General features: G+C 61.9%; 14 protein-coding genes, 1 tRNA gene and 1 pseudogene. 6 read left to right on the top strand and 10 right to left on the bottom strand.

Features of this window, described 5'->3' with window-relative positions:
• Positions 1–4 precede the first annotated feature (4 nt).
• From DESTE_RS01165 to DESTE_RS01130, 8 genes and pseudogenes are all read right to left on the bottom strand, one after another.
• Positions 5–514: an OmpH family outer membrane protein gene (locus DESTE_RS01165; RefSeq protein WP_035064122.1), complete on the bottom strand. Its 510-nt coding sequence runs from the start codon at positions 512–514 to the stop codon at positions 5–7.
• A gap of 167 nt (positions 515–681) precedes the next feature.
• Complete coding sequence (locus DESTE_RS01160; RefSeq protein ID WP_035064120.1) at positions 682–1,989, bottom strand: transglycosylase SLT domain-containing protein; 1,308 nt, start codon at positions 1,987–1,989, stop codon at positions 682–684.
• Positions 1,990–2,472: 483 nt separating this feature from the next.
• A complete protein-coding gene (locus tag DESTE_RS01155; RefSeq protein WP_035064117.1) occupies positions 2,473–2,997 on the bottom strand; it encodes a DUF6691 family protein in 525 nt (174 codons plus the stop codon).
• A 2-nt stretch (positions 2,998–2,999) separates the two neighbouring features.
• Positions 3,000–3,515: a YeeE/YedE thiosulfate transporter family protein gene (locus DESTE_RS01150; protein ID WP_035069335.1), complete on the bottom strand. Its 516-nt coding sequence runs from the start codon at positions 3,513–3,515 to the stop codon at positions 3,000–3,002.
• 175 nt (positions 3,516–3,690) lie between these two features.
• Entirely contained in the window at positions 3,691–4,623 is a 933-nt protein-coding gene (gene miaA, locus DESTE_RS01145) for a tRNA (adenosine(37)-N6)-dimethylallyltransferase MiaA (RefSeq protein WP_035069332.1), read from the bottom strand.
• Between the two features lie 272 nt (positions 4,624–4,895).
• Positions 4,896–5,426, bottom strand: a pseudogene (gene coaD, locus DESTE_RS01140) (pantetheine-phosphate adenylyltransferase); the annotation flags it as partial.
• Entirely contained in the window at positions 5,402–5,974 is a 573-nt protein-coding gene (gene rsmD / locus DESTE_RS01135) for a 16S rRNA (guanine(966)-N(2))-methyltransferase RsmD (protein WP_035064112.1), read from the bottom strand. The pseudogene coaD and the gene rsmD, both read right to left, overlap by 25 nt.
• 109 nt (positions 5,975–6,083) lie before the next feature.
• On the bottom strand, positions 6,084–7,694 hold the full coding sequence (locus DESTE_RS01130) for an MBL fold metallo-hydrolase RNA specificity domain-containing protein (protein ID WP_035064111.1): 1,611 nt from the start codon (positions 7,692–7,694) through the stop codon (positions 6,084–6,086).
• A 426-nt stretch (positions 7,695–8,120) separates the two neighbouring features.
• On the opposite strand from DESTE_RS01130, the gene DESTE_RS01125 reads away from it, so the two are divergent.
• On the top strand, positions 8,121–8,777 hold the full coding sequence (locus DESTE_RS01125; RefSeq protein ID WP_035064108.1) for an LOG family protein: 657 nt from the start codon (positions 8,121–8,123) through the stop codon (positions 8,775–8,777).
• Between the two features lie 402 nt (positions 8,778–9,179).
• A complete protein-coding gene (gene tadA / locus DESTE_RS01120) occupies positions 9,180–9,611 on the top strand; it encodes a tRNA adenosine(34) deaminase TadA (protein ID WP_051384546.1) in 432 nt (143 codons plus the stop codon).
• Positions 9,612–9,685: 74 nt separating this feature from the next.
• Here tadA and DESTE_RS17385 read toward each other — a convergent pair whose 3' ends face one another.
• Positions 9,686–11,791, bottom strand: a complete 2,106-nt coding sequence (locus tag DESTE_RS17385; protein WP_084559304.1) for an ATP-binding protein — start codon at positions 11,789–11,791, stop codon at positions 9,686–9,688.
• Positions 11,792–12,064: 273 nt separating this feature from the next.
• Here DESTE_RS17385 and DESTE_RS01115 point away from each other — a divergent pair.
• From DESTE_RS01115 to DESTE_RS01100, 4 genes are all read left to right on the top strand, one after another.
• Positions 12,065–12,158: transfer RNA gene (locus DESTE_RS01115), tRNA-Ser, on the top strand.
• A gap of 107 nt (positions 12,159–12,265) precedes the next feature.
• Complete coding sequence (locus tag DESTE_RS01110) at positions 12,266–12,754, top strand: hypothetical protein (RefSeq protein WP_035064106.1); 489 nt, start codon at positions 12,266–12,268, stop codon at positions 12,752–12,754.
• Positions 12,755–12,850: 96 nt separating this feature from the next.
• Positions 12,851–13,891 carry an IS3 family transposase gene (locus tag DESTE_RS01105; RefSeq protein ID WP_084559302.1) on the top strand — a complete coding sequence of 347 codons (1,041 nt, stop codon included), beginning with the start codon at positions 12,851–12,853 and terminating at the stop codon, positions 13,889–13,891.
• 268 nt (positions 13,892–14,159) lie between these two features.
• A complete protein-coding gene (locus tag DESTE_RS01100; protein ID WP_156925222.1) occupies positions 14,160–14,723 on the top strand; it encodes a heme-binding protein in 564 nt (187 codons plus the stop codon).
• Between the two features lie 219 nt (positions 14,724–14,942).
• On the opposite strand, the gene DESTE_RS01095 is transcribed toward DESTE_RS01100, so the two are convergent.
• Entirely contained in the window at positions 14,943–16,193 is a 1,251-nt protein-coding gene (locus DESTE_RS01095; RefSeq protein ID WP_245590680.1) for a DUF4910 domain-containing protein, read from the bottom strand.
• Between the last annotated feature and the right edge of the window lie 634 nt (positions 16,194–16,827).

Here is a 16,827-nt window from a genome sequence, read left to right as displayed (position 1 = left end):
AGTGCTACTGCTTGGGAGCTTCCGCCGGCTTGGCCGGGGCTTCCGCTTCAAGAGGCTTGAAGGTGATGTTCAGCTTGTTCAGTTCGGCCACGATGTTGCCGGTAACGTCGGCGCTGGGACCGGCGGAGAGCACGTTGTCGTTGCCCACGATGACGTCAAGGCCGTTCTTTTCGCGGTAGGAATCCAGCACCTTCTGCAGGTTCTCGTTCAGCACGGAGATGACCTGCTGCTGTTCGGCGCCCATGCGCTTCTGGTAGTCGGCAAAGGCTTCCTGGAACTTGCGCTTGTTGTCGTCGCTCTGGTCCTTCTGCAGCGATTCCTGCATCTGGTTGAGCTGGTTCTGCATTTCCTCGTGCAGCGTTTCGAGGTGCTTCACCCCGGCTTTGCCCGCCTCGCTTTCCTGATAGACGCGAGCGGTATTCACCACGGCGATGCCGCCGGACTTGGGCTGGTTGCACCCGGCAAGCGCCACCACGGCGGCAAGGGCCAGCAGTACGAGGGCATATCTCTTCATGAACGACTCCTGTGTTCGGAACGGTTGGCCCCGCGCGGGGGCGACCACGGACTGAAATGCCGTGCCCGCTGGGCATGGCGGCGCGCCGGATGGCGCAGCCAAACTCCCTTACGCCCTTTCGGTTCGCAATACAACGCCGGGAGACGCCACGGGCCCGACGGTGCACATCAATGCAGGGATGAAAAATTCTCCAACGAGGCAAGTACCTTGTCCACATACTTGCGCGACTCGTCGGCGGGCATGTGACGCACCAGTTTGTCATACACCTGCTGGGTGGTCATGGCGTTGATCATGGCCACGGCCTTGTCCCGATCGGCATCGAACACGCGCAGCAGGGCGTTGGGGCCGCCGTTGTAGGCGGCGATGACGCACAGTTCGCGAGTGGAGGGGTTGACGATGTCGGGGAAATGGCGGTTGGCCAGCAGATGCAGGTATACCGTGCCGTAGCGGATATTGGTGCCGGGGTCGAACAGGGCATCGCGCGGCGGCTGGCCGGGCGTGCCGTGCAGGTAGGCGTGCACTTCGCCCCCGGCGGTTTCCGGCACGATCTGCATCAGCCCCAGGGCCTGCGCCGGGCTGACCGCATTGGGGTTGAAGCCGCTCTCGGCATGCATGATGGCCAGCACCAGGCGCGGGGAAAGGTTGTAGCGCCGGGCGTAGCGGTCCACCATGTCACGGTACTGGCGGGCGCGCAGCAACATCTGCTCGGGCGTCGCGGCCACCAGCACCTCGCGCGAGGCGCCGCCGTACACCGGTCGCCGTACCCCTGCCACGACGGAACGACGTGTGGCGGCGCATTCCCTGGCCAGCAGTTGGGTCGTTTCGCCGCGCGTCCAGCGCAACGGGCGCCCGGTCTGGTCCAGGGCCTCGCCGTAGAAAGCCGGCTCGGCCACCAACGTCGGCTCTCCCGCGCGCCCACCGTCGACACGCATGGGGTCGAGCCCGAGCAGGATCATGGGAGAGGCATCGGCCATGGCATCCACGGGGCGGTGCCCGTCCACGGTGGATACGGCCACGCCGCCCCCGGCGAAGCTGACCGAGGGAACGGCATGAAAAGGCGGGAATTCCTCCGCCGTGCCGCTCAACATGCCGGAGAGACCAGCCCCGCCCAGCGAGGCGGCCACCGCCGCATGCACCGAGGCAGGCAGCGCCACGGCCTGTGCCCCGCCGTCCGCGACATCTGCGGAAACCATGGCGGACGGCATGGCCGACAACGCGGGCAGGGCCGGTTCAGCCGGTTCAGCAGCAAGGGGCGCATCGCCGGGTCGGGCAACGGTGGCGCGCATGCGCCACTGTTCACCCACGGCCACCGGACGTTCGACGGCAGGCCTGGCGCGCAGCACCCTGTCGCTCAGCGGGGCGCGCACGAACGGGCTGCCCGCGTCGGGCACGAACCCGGCCACCAGGCCGAGCACGCCCACCGCCAGTGCGACCACGGCCATCAGGCCGCTGCATGCCGTGCGTTTGCGCTTCACCCACCATCCTCCGTTGCCGATGCTCCCAGGCGCGCCCAACTCGCCCAGCTCACTCGGTTCCCTCGATTCACTCGGCGCACATGACGTGCCCGGCTCGCATGCCATGCGGAGCACCCCTTGCGCCCCTGCATGCGTGCATGCTGCCGTGTGCATCGTTTTCCGTGGCTGATCCATGCCCGGCAAAAAGCAAATTCCGCGCCAAGGACCATGCGATGCGCGCCAGCCCGGCGTCCCGGCACGCCCGGAACCGTCCGGAAACGGACCACGGCCAGCCGGGACGAGCGCCGCAGTCGGAAAGCCGACGCCCCGTTTTGCCCAGCATAGGGGGTGACGGCCCGGCGGGCAAGTCCTGCGGCCATATTCCGGGCGGAGACGCCTGACGGCGTGGCCGCATGCCGCGCTGCCCGCCGCCCCCGGAAAAACGAAGCGGGCCGCCATCCCTGCGCAGGAACGGCGGCCCGAAGCCCGAATTTCATCCCGTATCTACAGCCCCTTGCGCTCGAACCACCGGAACAGCAGCAGCGCGCCCGCCACCAGCGGCATGATGAGCACCCAGTGGTTGATTCCCAGCAATTGCGGCAGGGTGACCTTTCCGTAGTCGCCCCAGGTCAGCAGGGTGGCCTTCATGCTCGGGTAGGCTTCTGCGTACAGGGCCGCGCCGCACAGGCTGCCCAGAATGCCCCACAGGGCATCCCAGCGCCCTTCGCCCAGCGCGCCCAGCGAGGTGCCGGGGCAGTACCCCAGCAGCCCCCACCCAAGACCGAAGGCCAGCCCGCCCACGATGTTGCCGCCCAGCACCAGCGGCTTTACCGACAGCTTCGCCAGTTCCAGATCCACCAGCAGGTACACGCCCACCATACCCACCACCACGGTGGAAAGCATGAACTTGACGATGGTCATGTCGCGCAGGCGCAGCGCGCCCAGTTGCTTGTCGTAGCGCAGCACTTCGGAGCGTTGCAGGAAGATGCCGAACAGGATGCCCGTGACGAGCCCGTAGGTAAGGTCCATGGCTACCTCCCCCTGTACAGGATGTATGCCGTCACCAGCCCGCCCGCGAAAAAGCAGGCCAGCGCCACGAACCCGCTTGCCGCAAGCTGCAACGAACCGCTCAGGCCATGCCCGCTGGGGCAGCCGTCGGCCAGGCGCGCGCCGAACATGGACAGCACGCCACCGCAGAAGGCCGTCACGCCGCGCCGCAGCCGTGACGGACCGAAACGCCCAGCCCAGCCGGGCGGCACCGCCTGCCAGCGAAAGGAGCCGGAGGCCAGCGACGCCAGCAGCGCCCCCACGAATATCCCGGCCACGAACATCCACTGCCAGTCCACCTTGGGGACTTCCTTGATGAAGTAATCCAGCGCGGCCACGCGTTCGGGCGAAAACACCCGCTCCACGAAGCCCGCCGATCGAACAAAGGTGGTGGACGCGCCAAAGTACTTGCCCGCCACCCACACCGAGGCCACCACCAGAAGGCCGCTCAGCGCGCCGCCCACATAGGGGCTCCACGGCTTGCGACCCGAATTCTCCATATCTTGTGCGTTCATGACGCCTCCCTGAGGTTTGGCGCATGCTACACCGCATGTGAGTATGTGACAACTGACGCGGCTGTTTTTCAGTGCGCGTGACAGCCAGACGGCTGGCGTCCGCGAGAGGAAGAGGCAAGGAGGGGATGAAGAGGTAGCGATGCAGCCGGAAGCGTGCGCCCTACTCCGCTGCCTCGCCGCGCAGAAAGGCGGCGGCCAGCGCGGTCATGGCGTCGAGGTCGTCGGGCCTGATCCAGTGGATGCGCCTGTCGGCCCGGAACCACGTAAGCTGCCGCTTGGCGTAGGCGCGGGTGTTGCGCAGCCACAACAGCCGGGCCTCGGCCCAGGGCAGTTCGCCCACAAGGTGGCGGTACAGTTCGGCGCAACCGATGCCTGACCAGCCGGGCGCGGCGGGGTCGTCGCACACGGCGCGGGCGGCGCGGGCCTCGTCCAGTGCGCCCGCAGCCAGCATCAGGTCGATGCGGTGGTCGAGCCGGGGCGTCAGTTCGTCGAGGTTCATGTCCATGCCGATGCGCAGCGCCGCGTAACGCGGCGGCGGCACTGGCCGGGCGTGCCACCACGACAGGGTGTGCCCGGTGCCCTCGTGCACCTCCAGCGCGCGCACGGCGCGCTGGCGATCATTGGGATGGATGCGCGTGGCATAGTCCGGATCGATGACCGCCAGCCGGGCATGCAGGGCAGGCGCGCCCAGCGCGTCGCATTCGCGCTCCAGCCGCGCGCCGATGGCCGGGTCCACGCGGGGAATGTCGGCAATGCCGTCCAGCAGGGTCTTCAGGTACAGGCCGGTGCCGCCCACCAGCAGGGGCAGCAGCCCGCCGCCTAGTAGGTCGTTGATGGCTTGCGTGGCCTTGTCGGTCCACACCCCCGCGCTGATCTTTTCCGTGCTTGGCAGAAAACCGTACAGCAGGTGCGGGCACACCGCGCGTTCTTCCGGCGAGGGCTGCGCAGTGATGATGGGAAAGTCGCGGTAGACCTGCCGCGAATCGGCGTTGACCACCCCGCCCCGGAAGGTGCGGGCCAGGTGCAGCGCCGCAGCCGTCTTGCCCGCCCCCGTGGGGCCAACCAGACAGATCACGCGGATGGGGGGGGCGATGTCGTGCGCCGAATGCAAAACAGAGTGCTCAGTCACGGTCGCAATCTTCAAAAAGTCGGCGCCATGGGCGGCGTCCCGCCCCCATAGCCGTCGTCGTCGGGGTCGAGGCCGCCGTTGCGTAGCGCATCGTCACACTCGGCGCTCAGGCCCGCGCCCAGGCCGCGCGGCAGAAAGCCCCCGTTGCCAAGGCCCGCTCCAAAGGCTGACCCCGCAGAGCCCACGCCGCCCGACCTGCCGCCAGCCCCGCCCGGCCCACCGGGCCCGCCCACTCCAAGGTCGATGTCATCGCCCAGCGGATAGGGATAGCCGTACTTTTCGCGCAGCTTGCGGTAGATGTTTTCCGGCACCAGCCCCTTGATGTCGCCGCCCAGGCTGGCCGCCGCCTTGATGATGGTGGAACTGATGTACAGCCACTGGTAGTCCGTCATCAGGAACACGGTCTGGATGTGCCGCTTGAGCTTGCGGTTCATCAGGGCCAGCTGGAATTCGTACTCGAAGTCGGACACCGCGCGCAGCCCGCGCAGAATCACGTTGGCCCCGCGCCGCTCCACATAGTCCACCAGCAGGCCGGTGAACGGCTCCACGGTGATGGAGGGGTGCCCGGCAAACACGTCCTCCGCCATGCGCACCCGCTCGTCCAGCGAGAACAGCGGCGTTTTCGGCGTGTCGGCGGCCACGGCCACCACCACGTTGTCGAATATCTGGCAGCCCCGGCGGATGAGGCTGACATGGCCGTTGGTCAGCGGGTCGAAGGTGCCGGGATAGATGGCAAGACGCCCTACCCGTTCTCGCGCGTGGTCCATAGCACGATCCTTGTCTGTCCGTAGGTCCGGTCCACGATGGGCACGAGCGCCGCGTTTTCCCGTTCCGGGTCCAGCGGCAGGCGCGCCTCCACCTCCACGGCCACGATACCCCCGTCCGCCAGCCAGCCGTTGCGCACCGCGTTGCGCAGCGTGGGCGACAGCTGCCCCGCGCCGTAGGGCGGGTCTATGAACACCACGTCGAAGGTGGTGCGCGCCCGGCGCGCCAGCAGCTTGTTGCAGTCTTCCTGCACCACCTGCCAGCGTTCCTGGGCAATGCCCAGCGTCTGGGCGTTCTTGCGGATCAGTTCCGCCGCCTTGGGGGCGGTTTCCACAAACCACGCCTCCGCCGCGCCCCGGCTCAGCGCCTCGAAGGCCAGGCTGCCGCTGCCCGCGAACAGGTCCAGCACGCGCAGGCCGGGCCAGACCACCCCGCGCGATTCCAGCATGGAAAAGAGCGCTTCACGCACCCTGCTCATGGCGGGCCTGTAGCCCGGCCCTTCGGCCGTCTTCAGCACGCGGCCGCCGTATTCACCTGCGATGATGCGCATGAAACTCCTGCATCCGCTAAACGTTCATCCGCCCTTGGGGGGAGGCAGGAAGTGCGTATGAACGCACCCCCCGCCCCCACAGCCAACGGGCAAAAAGACAATTTTGAGTCTACACCTGCGACAGCAGGCTCAATATCTCCCGATTCAGGTCGGCCATCCGGTCGCGAATGTCCACCTGCTCCACCCACGGGCGCTTTTCCACCCCGGCCAGACGCTGGCGCAGCATGGCCACCTTGGCCTCGGTGTCGCCCAGCAGAAACTCCCAGTCCACGCGCGGGTGGGCACGGCTTTCGTCGGGCGCGGTCAGCATGGTACGGCCCGGCTTCAGCGTCACCTCTTCCATGTAGGTGGGAATGTGCACGGTAAGACCGTAGCGCTCGTGCAGCTTTTCCGAAAGGGTGGCCTGGGCCTTTTCTTCGCCATGCACCAGAAACACTTCCATGTCCTTGTGCTGGAAGGCACCCACCCAGTCGAGCAGGTGGCTTTGCCCGGCATGGGCCGAAAAGCCGCCGATGGTGAACACCTTGGCGTTCACCGCCACGTCTTCGTTGAACAGGCGGATGGTCTGCGCGCCGTCCACGATCTTGCGGCCCGGCGTGCCCACGCCCTGATAGCCCACGAACACGATGGCCGCCCCCTGCCGCCACAGGTTGTGGCGCAGGTGGTGCTTGATGCGGCCCGCGTTGCACATGCCGCTGGCGGAAATGATCACCGCCGAACCCTTCATGCCGTTAAGCGCCTGCGATTCCTGGCTGCTCAGGGTGTAGCGCAGGTTGGGCAGGGACAGCGGGTCATCGCCGCGCGCGTAGGCGGCCTTCAGGTCGTCATCGTAGAAACGCGGGTGCTTGCGAAAGATTTCCGTGGCGCGGATGGCCAGCGGGCTGTCGATGTACACCGGCATGTCGGCGGGCAGTTTGCCGTCCTTCCACAGCATGTGCAGGGTGTACAGCACCTGCTGGGTGCGCTCCACCGCAAAGGCGGGAATGATTACCTTTTCGCCGTGGCTGTGGCTGTAGGCGATGGCTTCCGCCAGTTCGGCGCGGCTGTTTTCGGAATCCTTGTGGTCACGGTCGCCGTAGGTGGATTCCATGAACAGGTAGTCGGGCCGGGCGGGATGGTCGGGGTCGTTGACGATAAGCTGGTTGGGCCGCCCCAGGTCGCCGGAAAACACCAGCCGCGTGGGGGTGCCGTTTTCCGTCACCTCTATTTCAAGAAAGGCGGAACCCAGAATGTGCCCGGCGTCCTTGTAGGTTACGCGGATGCCCGGCGCGGGTTCGAACGGGGCGTTGTATTCCACGGGGCGCAGCCTGCGCACGGCGCTTTGGGCGTCGGCCATGGTGTACAGGGGTTCCACCGGCTTGCGCTTGCCAAAGCGGCTTTGCTTGCGGGTTTCCCACTCCGCTTCCATTTCCTGGATATGCGCGGAATCCTGCAACATGATGTCCATCAGGTCGCGCGTAGGCGGGGTGCAGTAGATGTCGCCCTTGAAGCCTTCGCGCGTCATGCGCGGCAGAAGGCCGGTGTGGTCGATGTGGGCGTGAGTGACGAGAAAGAAGGCAATGTCGCCGGGGCGATAGATTTCCGTATCGGCGTTGCGTTTTTCGATTTCGGAGTTGCCCTGATGCATGCCGCAATCGACGGCGAAGCGGGTGCCGTTGGCTTCCAGCATGTAGCACGAGCCGGTGACGGTTTGCGCGGCTCCCAGAAACTGTATGTTCATGCCGTTCCTCTGGTTCCGGTGAGTGGTGAAGGCGCGGATGGCGTGCGATGCGGAAATGCCGGAAGCGCCGGGTAGTCGGGGCGGTTGAACGCGTAACGAAGCGTCGGGATTGCGTTGGAGTGGCTGCGAATGTGCGGGACACGACGGGGGTACCAGCCGCCGGGTGTGTAACCGTTTCTCTGGGCACGCGCGACTGGCGGAACGGGCGCGACAGGCGGAACGGGCGTGACAGGCCCCCCTGCGTGACCGGACGACACCATGCCGTAAGAACCCGTCAGCCTGGAAGGACTGCGGGAAGGCCCGCCGGGCGGCAGAACGCACCAAGCCGGGAGCCATCCGCCCCGCATACCAATCCCGCAAACGATTTCCAAGCGTTGCGCGGGCTGCGCGGAACCCGTATAGTGCGCAAAACTCAAGGAGTGTGCAATGGGTTCTTCCAAGCAGTACGTGATTGACAACCTGTCCATAAAGGAGTCGTGGCGGCTCTTCAAGATAATGGCCGAACTGGTGGACGGCTTCGAAACCCTGAGCGACCTGGACCGCTGCGTGTCCATTTTCGGGTCCGCGCGGGTGAAGCCCGACAATCCCCTGTACACGGAAACGGAAACCATTGCCCGCAAGCTGGTGGAGGCCGGATACGGCGTCATCACCGGCGGCGGCCCCGGCCTTATGGAAGCGGGCAACAAGGGCGCGGCCGACGCGGGCGGCACATCCGTGGGGCTGCACATCCACCTGCCCATGGAACAGGGCGCCAACCAGTTCGTGAAGACGCGCTGCGACTTCCGCTACTTTTTCGTGCGCAAGCTGATGTTCATCAAGTACGCCATGGCCTACGTGGTCATGCCTGGCGGCGTGGGCACGCTGGACGAACTGACCGAGGCCTTTGTGCTGACGCAGACCCACCGCATCAAGCCGTTCCCCATCATCCTGTACAAAAGTGACTACTGGAACGGCCTGCTGGACTGGATTCGCGACAAGATGGTCTCGTACAACTTCATCCGCGAAGAAGAAATGGAACTCTTCACCGTGCTGGACACCCCCGAGCAGGTGGTGAGTTACATAAGGAAGCATGTGATCATCTAGGGGGTGCCGTCACGAGCGTCCTTTTGCCCTCTGCCTGCGTCAGAACCATTTTTTATTTCGGTCGAGTACAAAAAGAGTACGCGGTGCGGTCGCCATCCGTATGGCTCACAGGCTCGCCTAACGGCTGCCGCACTCCCTACATAAAAAATAGTTCTTCCTTGGCAGAGAACAAAATTCCCGCTCGTGACGACACCACCCAAAGGCGCGACAGACGAGGCTTGCGGGCCTTCGCCGCGCCAAGGACGCAACAGAAACCGGCCCGGCCACCAGACGGCAACCGGGCCGGATATTTTTCGGAGCAGTATCGTGACGGACGACGCCTTCATCCTGCCGCCCTACGCCCTGCGCGGACCGGCTGGCCCAGTCCCCCCTGCCCCGCCCGGCTGGACGTGGGATGTGCTGATGGATGCCGCACTTGCGCAGGCCCGCAAGGCCGCAGGCCTAGGCGAAGTGCCCGTGGGCGCGGTGGTGGTGGACCGGCAGGGGCGCATCATCGGTACGGGGCACAACACCCCCGTGGCCACGCACGACCCGTCCGCCCACGCGGAAATGATGGCCCTGCGCGAGGCCTGCCGCACCACCGGCAACTACCGGCTGGACGGCGCGGTGCTAGTGGTGACGCTGGAACCCTGCCTGATGTGCGCCGGGGCCATGGTGCATGCCCGCGTGGCGGGCGTGGTGTACGGCGCGCCCGACCTGAAGGCCGGGGCCGTTACCTCCTGCCTGGACGCGCTGGACCAGCCCTTCCACAACCACCGGGTGTGGCACATGGGCCATGTGCGCGCGGCAGAGTGCGGGGCGCTGTTGCAGGAGTTTTTCCGGGAGCGGAGGTAGGGGCAGCGCACAGACTAACAACCTACCTTTGCCTCTCGCCACCGAAAATACTGGATAAACGAAGTCCTATTCAGTTAATTAGAGGGAAGCCCAAGCTTGTCAAAAAAGGCTCTATTGCGCTCTTTAGCTGCTAAAATCAATCTATCAAAGCCTACAACCTCAATGTAGGCCTTATAGTTATCATTGTACCCAAAGTACCCCATATAATCGCTAGTTGGTTTCAGTGCCATCAACGCTGCCCTTTCAATCATCTTAGGTGTTAAGTCAGCAAGGATGTAACAAAATGCGGGAATAGGTTCCGACTGAGGAATCGGTCTACCTTCTAACGTTTTAACTTGTCCTTTGCGAATTTTTTGAACATACAGCAGTGCTTGCTCAATCGGATTATCTTTCTCGCCCTCCGAGAAATCATTACGCATGGGGTGTTTAATTTCTATGACGGTTATGCTAGCCAACGGCAACTTCTGTCCTTCATTAACCAACAATGGATTGTCGTAGATATTAACGCATGCTATATCTGGCTCAAGAGCCTCCGTCGCCCCTGTTATTGGCATCGAGAACAATGTTTTATCTGAAGCAAGAAAGTTATGAAAAGCAAGTCGTTCATCTATCAGCCAAAGATTTGCATCATCGAACCTAATGTCGCCGGATTCTACCTGCATAGGCATGATTAGCTGATGAACAATATTCTCTTGGGAATACTTTCCATCTCTATGCCGCTTAATGACCCCTTCAAAGAAATCTAGCACCACTTTTCTATGCGAAACGTAACTTGCTAAGTCCGACTTTTTTATATCACTCGCCACTGCAAGATATTGCCCCAATCTCTTTTTATAATTCCCAAAGGGCTCATCATCCTGAGTGTTTGACAAATCATGCCCCGTGGATATCATGCTCACTTCAAGATCTGACAGCTTTTTGTAAAGAATAATGTCAAGCTCTTTGTCAGACGTGTCTGGATCAACAGTCAGTTCAGGATAATGACGTAGTATTGGTTTATATTTTGGAGCAGTAGTCGAAACGAAAGTATCTACACGTTTGCGTCCGCCTTCTTTGTTTTTATCAAGAATAGGACCTAGCTGTGTAGCTATTTGCCTCAGCACAACATCATTAATTTCGTCGAAAACGATTTCATCATCGGCATTATCATCAAAAAGCCCCAACTGATTAACAGCATCCTCTCCGCTACAATTCTTACTCTCTTCAATGTCAAACCCTGTCCTTTCAGAACGAACCCGCTCGTTTAAAAAGGGGGAAACAACAAAGCAGAGATATGCGAATTGACCGGAGGCGTCTGATATCCTCCGATACAATCCAGGAATTTTATTTGTAATATTCTCTTTTCTAACCAATCTATCAGCAGCGCAATAACACACTTCATGACTACTCAGACTGGGATTTCTTGCTTTTATATATGTAAGTTCAAATTTGCATCCTTTAATATTTATCGACTCATGCTCAATATTCCCCAAAGTAAACCCGTCAAACAAATCATCCAAAAAAACAGCATTGTCTCCGTCAACGAGGCTAATCCTTGGCCTGCCCCCTTCGCGGATAAAGTACCAGAGACAATGTTCAAGCATGCTATGTGCTATTTTATTAATAGTTTTCGGAGCATACTTTCGATACCCGGGAACAAATCCAGACAACACGACTTCAGTCTGAGGCTCTCTTATATGCGACCCGATCTTTCCTTCGGGAGATCCCGGTTTCACTCCATTTTGTTTGTCAAACGTAAAAACCCGCTGAAAAATTTTTCCATCTTTAGAGAAATAACTACTCTTCACGCTGACATCTTTAAACGCCTTTAGCCAGAGCAGACGTCCGATACCACGGCAGCCTTTCTCTTCTTTGTAGTCGCTATCAAGCTCCTTGAAAGACATCATATTTTCATCATTGAACCCTACCCCGTTATCATCAATTTTGAAGCCCACAATTTCTGGCAAAGCTTCCGGGCCAGTTTTTTTTGCACCGTCATCGCCAAGCAAGTTTGTTTGCTCTTCAGACTTAGGCTCACGCAGAATATGTACACATATCGACCCATCTGTAATGCTCTTTCCAGGCAGGTCTTCGCACGCGTGTATAGAGTTTACAACCGCTTCAAAGAGAGGCAATAAGGCATGAGTTCTAGGAAGAGTAGTATTCCTTAATCTTCCCGACAGGTTGGTTGTTAGACTCATCTGCGCCCTATCTTTTTAATCGTTGAGCGAACTATCCGACTGGATGCCCATTTCTACTCGCTAACCACGCGAGGATACCGCAGTTATGAAAAATCAACGCAGGTACTTTTTGAACCCAATTAATATTATAACGAGACAGGTGCGAAGCCTCAAGAACTATCCCTACAGCCGAAGCCGCACGCCCCGTCCTCCAGTCCCCCTCTTTGGGCTTGCTTTCCTTTCCGAAATTTCCTAAAAGGTCACTCCGCCACGGGCAAGCCCCGATTGGCACGCGGAGAGGTAGCGAAGTGGCCGTAACGCGCTCGACTCGAAATCGAGTTATCGGTTAGTAGCCGGTACGTGGGTTCGAATCCCACCCTCTCCGCCATATTTCAAGGGGTTGGACACAGTCCGGCCCCTTCTTTCGTTATGATGCCAGCCAGCGAAAGCGAGGCCGATTGCGGCCCCTCCCCCCAAAGATAAGCCGGAGCCACCATGAACGTCTTCCACCTTACACCACACGATCTTCTCGAAGAAGGGGCCATTCCCACCACCTCCAAGGGCATGGACAAAGAGGACGAGCACGCCCTGTGCGCCTTCGTGGAGGTGCGGCGCGAAGCGGACTACAGCCTGTACGTCCAGTGCTTCACGGACAGGCCGGGCACGCGCGGCATCATTCCCGCCGCGTGCAAGAGCGGCAGCGCTACGTGGACGGCGGGTGACAGCCGCTACCTCACCAACCGCGTCTGGATTTTCACCGACGCCATGCGCGCCAACGCCATGGGCAGTGCCGACACGGATATGGGGGACGGCGCGGATCAGGACGACGTCGCTCAACAGGCCGAAGCCCCCAAGCCCGATGCCGTGTCCGCCAAGGGTATTCAGGCCATCGCCAAGGAATGCGCGGAAGCCCTGAAAAAGGCGCGCCGCCTTGCCGACTACCACGGCTTTGGCGAAGACATGGAAGACGAGGAACTGGACTGATTTCACCAGAACGCGAAGGGGGGTCGTGCCCCTATACTGCCCCCCATTAACAAGGTGGCCCTGTTAAGGTAGTTTTCTTCCATCCTTGGAGGAAGCATGAAACGCCGAGTCTGGGACAGCAAAAGCAAGGCCCGCATTGTGCTTGAGGGATTGCAGGGTCGCTCTGTGGCAAGCATTTGCAGTGAGTATCAAATCACTCAGGGTATGTATTACCGCTGGCGCGACACGTTGTTGGCCAATGCCGCCCTGGCTTTTGAGGTGGGCGCCACTAACCGACGAGAAGAACGCCTTGCGACAGAGAACCAAAAACTCAAGCAAGCCGTTGGCGAACTGACGCTGGAGTTAAAAAAACGACTGGTAAGCGGCAAGCGCCGATCCGGCCAGGCCCAGCTTCAGCGCGATGCCGAACTCTTGCCGTTGATCGAGTCCCTGAAAATGGAACATCCCTTTTGGGGCTATCGCCGCGTATGGGCCACCCTTCGGTATAAAAACGGCCTGATCATCAACGTCAAACGAGTGGCACGCCTGATGCGTCTGCATGGCCTTGGGGTGAAGCGCGCAGCCTTGCGGGCAAAGCGCACCCCTTCCGGAAGCAAGCCGCGCCCCGTCCGCCCGTGTCAGTGGTGGGGCATCGACATGACCAAGGTCATGACGGAAGGCGGCTGGGTGTATATCGTGCTGGTGGTGGACTGGTTTCCAAAGAAGATCGTGGGCCACCATGCCGACTACCGGAGCCGGAGCCATGAGTGGCTGCAAGCTCTGGATACGGCTATCCAGACGCACTTTCCCGGAGGCGTCCGGGGGCACGGCCTGAGCCTGATGAGCGACAACGGCTGCCAACCGACAGGAACGGCTTTTATGCGCGACTGCGCGACTCTCGGCATCACGCAGGCGTTTACCAGCTACAACAATCCCAAAGGGAACGCGGATACCGAGCGGACAATGCGTACGATCAAGGAAGAGCTCTTCTGGCTGCACGAATGGCGTAGCCTGGAACACCTCGACCGCGCCCTCTCTGACTGGATAGAAAACTTCAACACCACATACCTGCATTCGGCGCTTGGCTGGAAGACTCCGCAAGGCGTCCATCAGCAGGCAAACAAAACCTGGAGGAATTCTCCCTTAAAGGCCGCTTGATTTAAGGGGGGCATTACACCCCCTTTTCCATTGCCGCTCTCCACATCCTTTCACCGCATCGCTGTCCCGTCTCCCTCTCCCCCCTATCGCCATCTGCCGCCGCCCGCTGGCCCCTGCCCTCCCCCCATGCGCTGACCAGCACCGCCCCCCCGTCCTTGGGCCGCCGGGCCCCATCGCGCACGTGTACAGTCACGAAAAATATGCTATGCGGCACCAAAGCCTATAACGGCAAGCACTCACGCTTGGCGTGACCGACAAGGAGGCTGCAATGACACACGACACTCGGGGCACCGTGAATTTCCGGAACAGCGTGAACATCCGGTGCATCGGCGGGCTGCTGCTGGCGGCCCTGCTGGCCGTGGGCTGCTGCATGGCCGTGGCCGCTCCCGCGCAGGCGGCACCGGCGGACGCGGCCAAGCTGGTTCTGCCCGGCGACATCACCCTGGCCCAGGCGCAGAAGGTCATTGCCGCCGCGCAGGCCAGGGCCGTGGAACAGGGCACGCTGATGAACATCGCCGTGGTGGACGCCGGGGGCAACCTGAAGGCCTTCGCCCGCATGGAAGGGGCGTTCCTGGGCAGCATCGACATTTCCATCGGCAAGGCCCGCACGGCGCGCTTCTTCAACATGTCCACCAAGGAACTGGGGGACGCGGCCCAGCCGGGCCAGCCGCTGTACGGCATAGAGGTGACCAACGGCAATCTGGTCATCTTCGGCGGGGGTGAACTGCTGCGCGCCAAGGACGGCACCATCATCGGGGCCGTGGGCGTCAGCGGCAGCTCGGTGGAAAACGACATGGCGGTCGCCAAGGCTGGTGTGGCCGGGCTGAACTAGCGCCGCGCACACTCATCACAGCATGCAAAAGGCCCCCGGCGTTGTGCCGGGGGCCTCGTTGTTCGTGGGAATTTGGGTTTGCATCGGACGAAAGCTGGCGGAGTGGGCAACTCCGGCGCGGGGCTACCGGCAGCCGCCGCGCACCGATCCAGCCCATGCTGCAGGCACGGGACGCATCTTCCGATACCCCCGCCCGCCCTTCACGGCACTACCCCAGCCTTAGTCCACCGGGGCCAGCACGCCCGCCGCCACCAGTTCGCGCACCACGGGGATGCACTCGTCGGCGGGCACGCCGATGCGGTCGGCAATCTGCACAAGGTCCAGCGTGCCGTCGGCGTAGGCCAGGTAGTCGATGATGATGTTCACCTTGTTGCAGTACCCGTTCTTCATCGACGTGGTGGGGTACAGGCCGCGCTTGCCCAGTTGCGGCTCGCACAGACAGTTGGCGCGCCAGGTGCGGTTGTTCTCGATGATGTCCAGACAGCGCGCCAGCGTGGTGAACGAATTGTCCAGCCCTGCGGGCGACACCACGGAAAGATCGTCCAGAGAGGTGTGGTACTCCGGATAGTGCCGGTACAGGCTGCGCGCAAAGGGAATGATGGGCAGGTCCACGCCGGGGCTGTTGTACTGGCGCTCGTCGCTGGCCCGGTCCAGAAAGGTGTAGCGTTTGAAATCGGGGTGGTAGGCGCCCAGCACGTGCAGCAGTGCGCGGTCGGACAACGTGTTGCCCTGGCGCGAGGGCAGGTACGACCATTCCCGGTCGTCGCCCGTACAGCTCAGCACGAAACCGGCCACCACGTTGCGCTGCATTTCGGCCAGATGCTGGCTGAGATACCAGATGGTGCCGATGGTTTCCGGCACGAACACCAGCAGGTACGACAGTTCGCGGTCGCGCTGCATCAGGTGGCGGGCCATGGCCGTTTGCAGCACCGGGCCGGAAAGCTCGTTGTTGGCCATGGAAGGATGGCAGACGTAGGTGGACAGCACCACCGTCTTTTCCGAACGGCCAGGCAGGAACAGGTCGGCGCAGGTCATGTGGCCGGGGGCCAGGGTGGAATCTATCACCACCCGGAACGGGCCGGGGCCAAGCGCCTCGCGCTTGTCGTGCGCGATGCAGAAACCCCAGGTGCGCTTGTAGTACGAGGTGACGTAGGGAATGGCGTCCGGCTGATCGGGCAGCGAATAGAGCCGGGAATCCAGTTCCTCGCGGGTCACTACGGCGTCCACCGGCTCGGAATAGCCCACCACGTGCAGGTTGCTGGCCTTGAAGTCGATCAGCCGGTTGCCCTGCATGTCGGCCACGTAGGCGTCGCGGATGTTCCATTCGTCCGGCACGGTCCAGTCGAAACACTGCGTGCCGCTGGACACCTCGTGCAGGCGCAGGCCCGGCAGCAACCCGCCCAGATAGCCCAGCGTCTCGCGCACCCCGTCACCGGTAAGGCTTCTGCAGATGGGAAAGAGGTCCGTCATCCAGCGGTACATCTCCTGCCCAACACTCACTGTGTGCATGTTCTTCCTTCGGCCCGCACGACATATCGGGTGGTGACGCCTGACACCATCCTCCTGCGCCGTCAAAGGCCCCCCGCCCGGCATCGCCCCCGACACACTGCGGCAGCGCGATGCGGCATGAAAAGGTACCGACGCGACGCCCCCGGGCAACCCCTTGCCGAATGCGGCGCGCGTCTGTCCGCACTACGGCTGCGGACACGCCAAACGGGCGCCTCGCACATGCAAGGCGCCATGCAGCCGGGGCACAGTCCCCCTGCGGAACGTCCTTCTACTGCACCGTTGAAACGTGTTCAAGTGACAGAAATGCTACTGAACCGACTTCTTGGCACAACACACCCATGCGACAGGAGAAAATATTCATGCACCACCCATGGATAGGCGGGATGCGCCACGTTTCCCGAAACCGTGAAACATGCGGAACAGACCTCGCAACTGAAACATGGGGTTCACGGTCCATATGCAACACCCTGCCGATCCGCCAACCGCGTCGCCCGCCCTGCGGCATGGCGGCAGCCACGCGGCCAGTTCCGCACCCCTCTCGCCGATAAAACGGAAACCGCGTACGGAACCTGTCCCCGCAGCCAGTCCCGCATGT

It is taken from the genome of Nitratidesulfovibrio termitidis HI1 (genome assembly GCF_000504305.1).
Taxonomy (GTDB): Bacteria; Desulfobacterota; Desulfovibrionia; order Desulfovibrionales; family Desulfovibrionaceae; genus Cupidesulfovibrio; species Cupidesulfovibrio termitidis.
The sequence above is the reverse complement of the archived record's forward strand: the minus strand, read 5'-3'. Positions and strand labels throughout refer to the sequence as shown.

Bases quoted from the DNA above. Each gene is read 5' to 3' on its own strand.
- DESTE_RS01165 (WP_035064122.1), bottom strand. From the start codon at position 514: ATGAAGAGATATGCCCTCGTACTGCTGGCCCTTGCCGCCGTGGTGGCG.
- DESTE_RS01155 (WP_035064117.1), bottom strand. From the start codon at position 2,997: ATGGACCTTACCTACGGGCTCGTCACGGGCATCCTGTTCGGCATCTTC.
- DESTE_RS01150 (WP_035069335.1), bottom strand. From the start codon at position 3,515: ATGGAGAATTCGGGTCGCAAGCCGTGGAGCCCCTATGTGGGCGGCGCG.
- rsmD (WP_035064112.1), bottom strand. From the start codon at position 5,974: ATGCGCATCATCGCAGGTGAATACGGCGGCCGCGTGCTGAAGACGGCC.
- DESTE_RS01130 (WP_035064111.1), bottom strand. From the start codon at position 7,694: ATGAACATACAGTTTCTGGGAGCCGCGCAAACCGTCACCGGCTCGTGC.
- DESTE_RS01125 (WP_035064108.1), top strand. From the start codon at position 8,121: ATGGGTTCTTCCAAGCAGTACGTGATTGACAACCTGTCCATAAAGGAG.
- tadA (WP_051384546.1), top strand. From the start codon at position 9,180: ATGGATGCCGCACTTGCGCAGGCCCGCAAGGCCGCAGGCCTAGGCGAA.
- DESTE_RS17385 (WP_084559304.1), bottom strand. From the start codon at position 11,791: ATGAGTCTAACAACCAACCTGTCGGGAAGATTAAGGAATACTACTCTT.
- DESTE_RS01110 (WP_035064106.1), top strand. From the start codon at position 12,266: ATGAACGTCTTCCACCTTACACCACACGATCTTCTCGAAGAAGGGGCC.
- DESTE_RS01105 (WP_084559302.1), top strand. From the start codon at position 12,851: ATGAAACGCCGAGTCTGGGACAGCAAAAGCAAGGCCCGCATTGTGCTT.
- DESTE_RS01100 (WP_156925222.1), top strand. From the start codon at position 14,160: ATGACACACGACACTCGGGGCACCGTGAATTTCCGGAACAGCGTGAAC.
- DESTE_RS01095 (WP_245590680.1), bottom strand. From the start codon at position 16,193: ATGACGGACCTCTTTCCCATCTGCAGAAGCCTTACCGGTGACGGGGTG.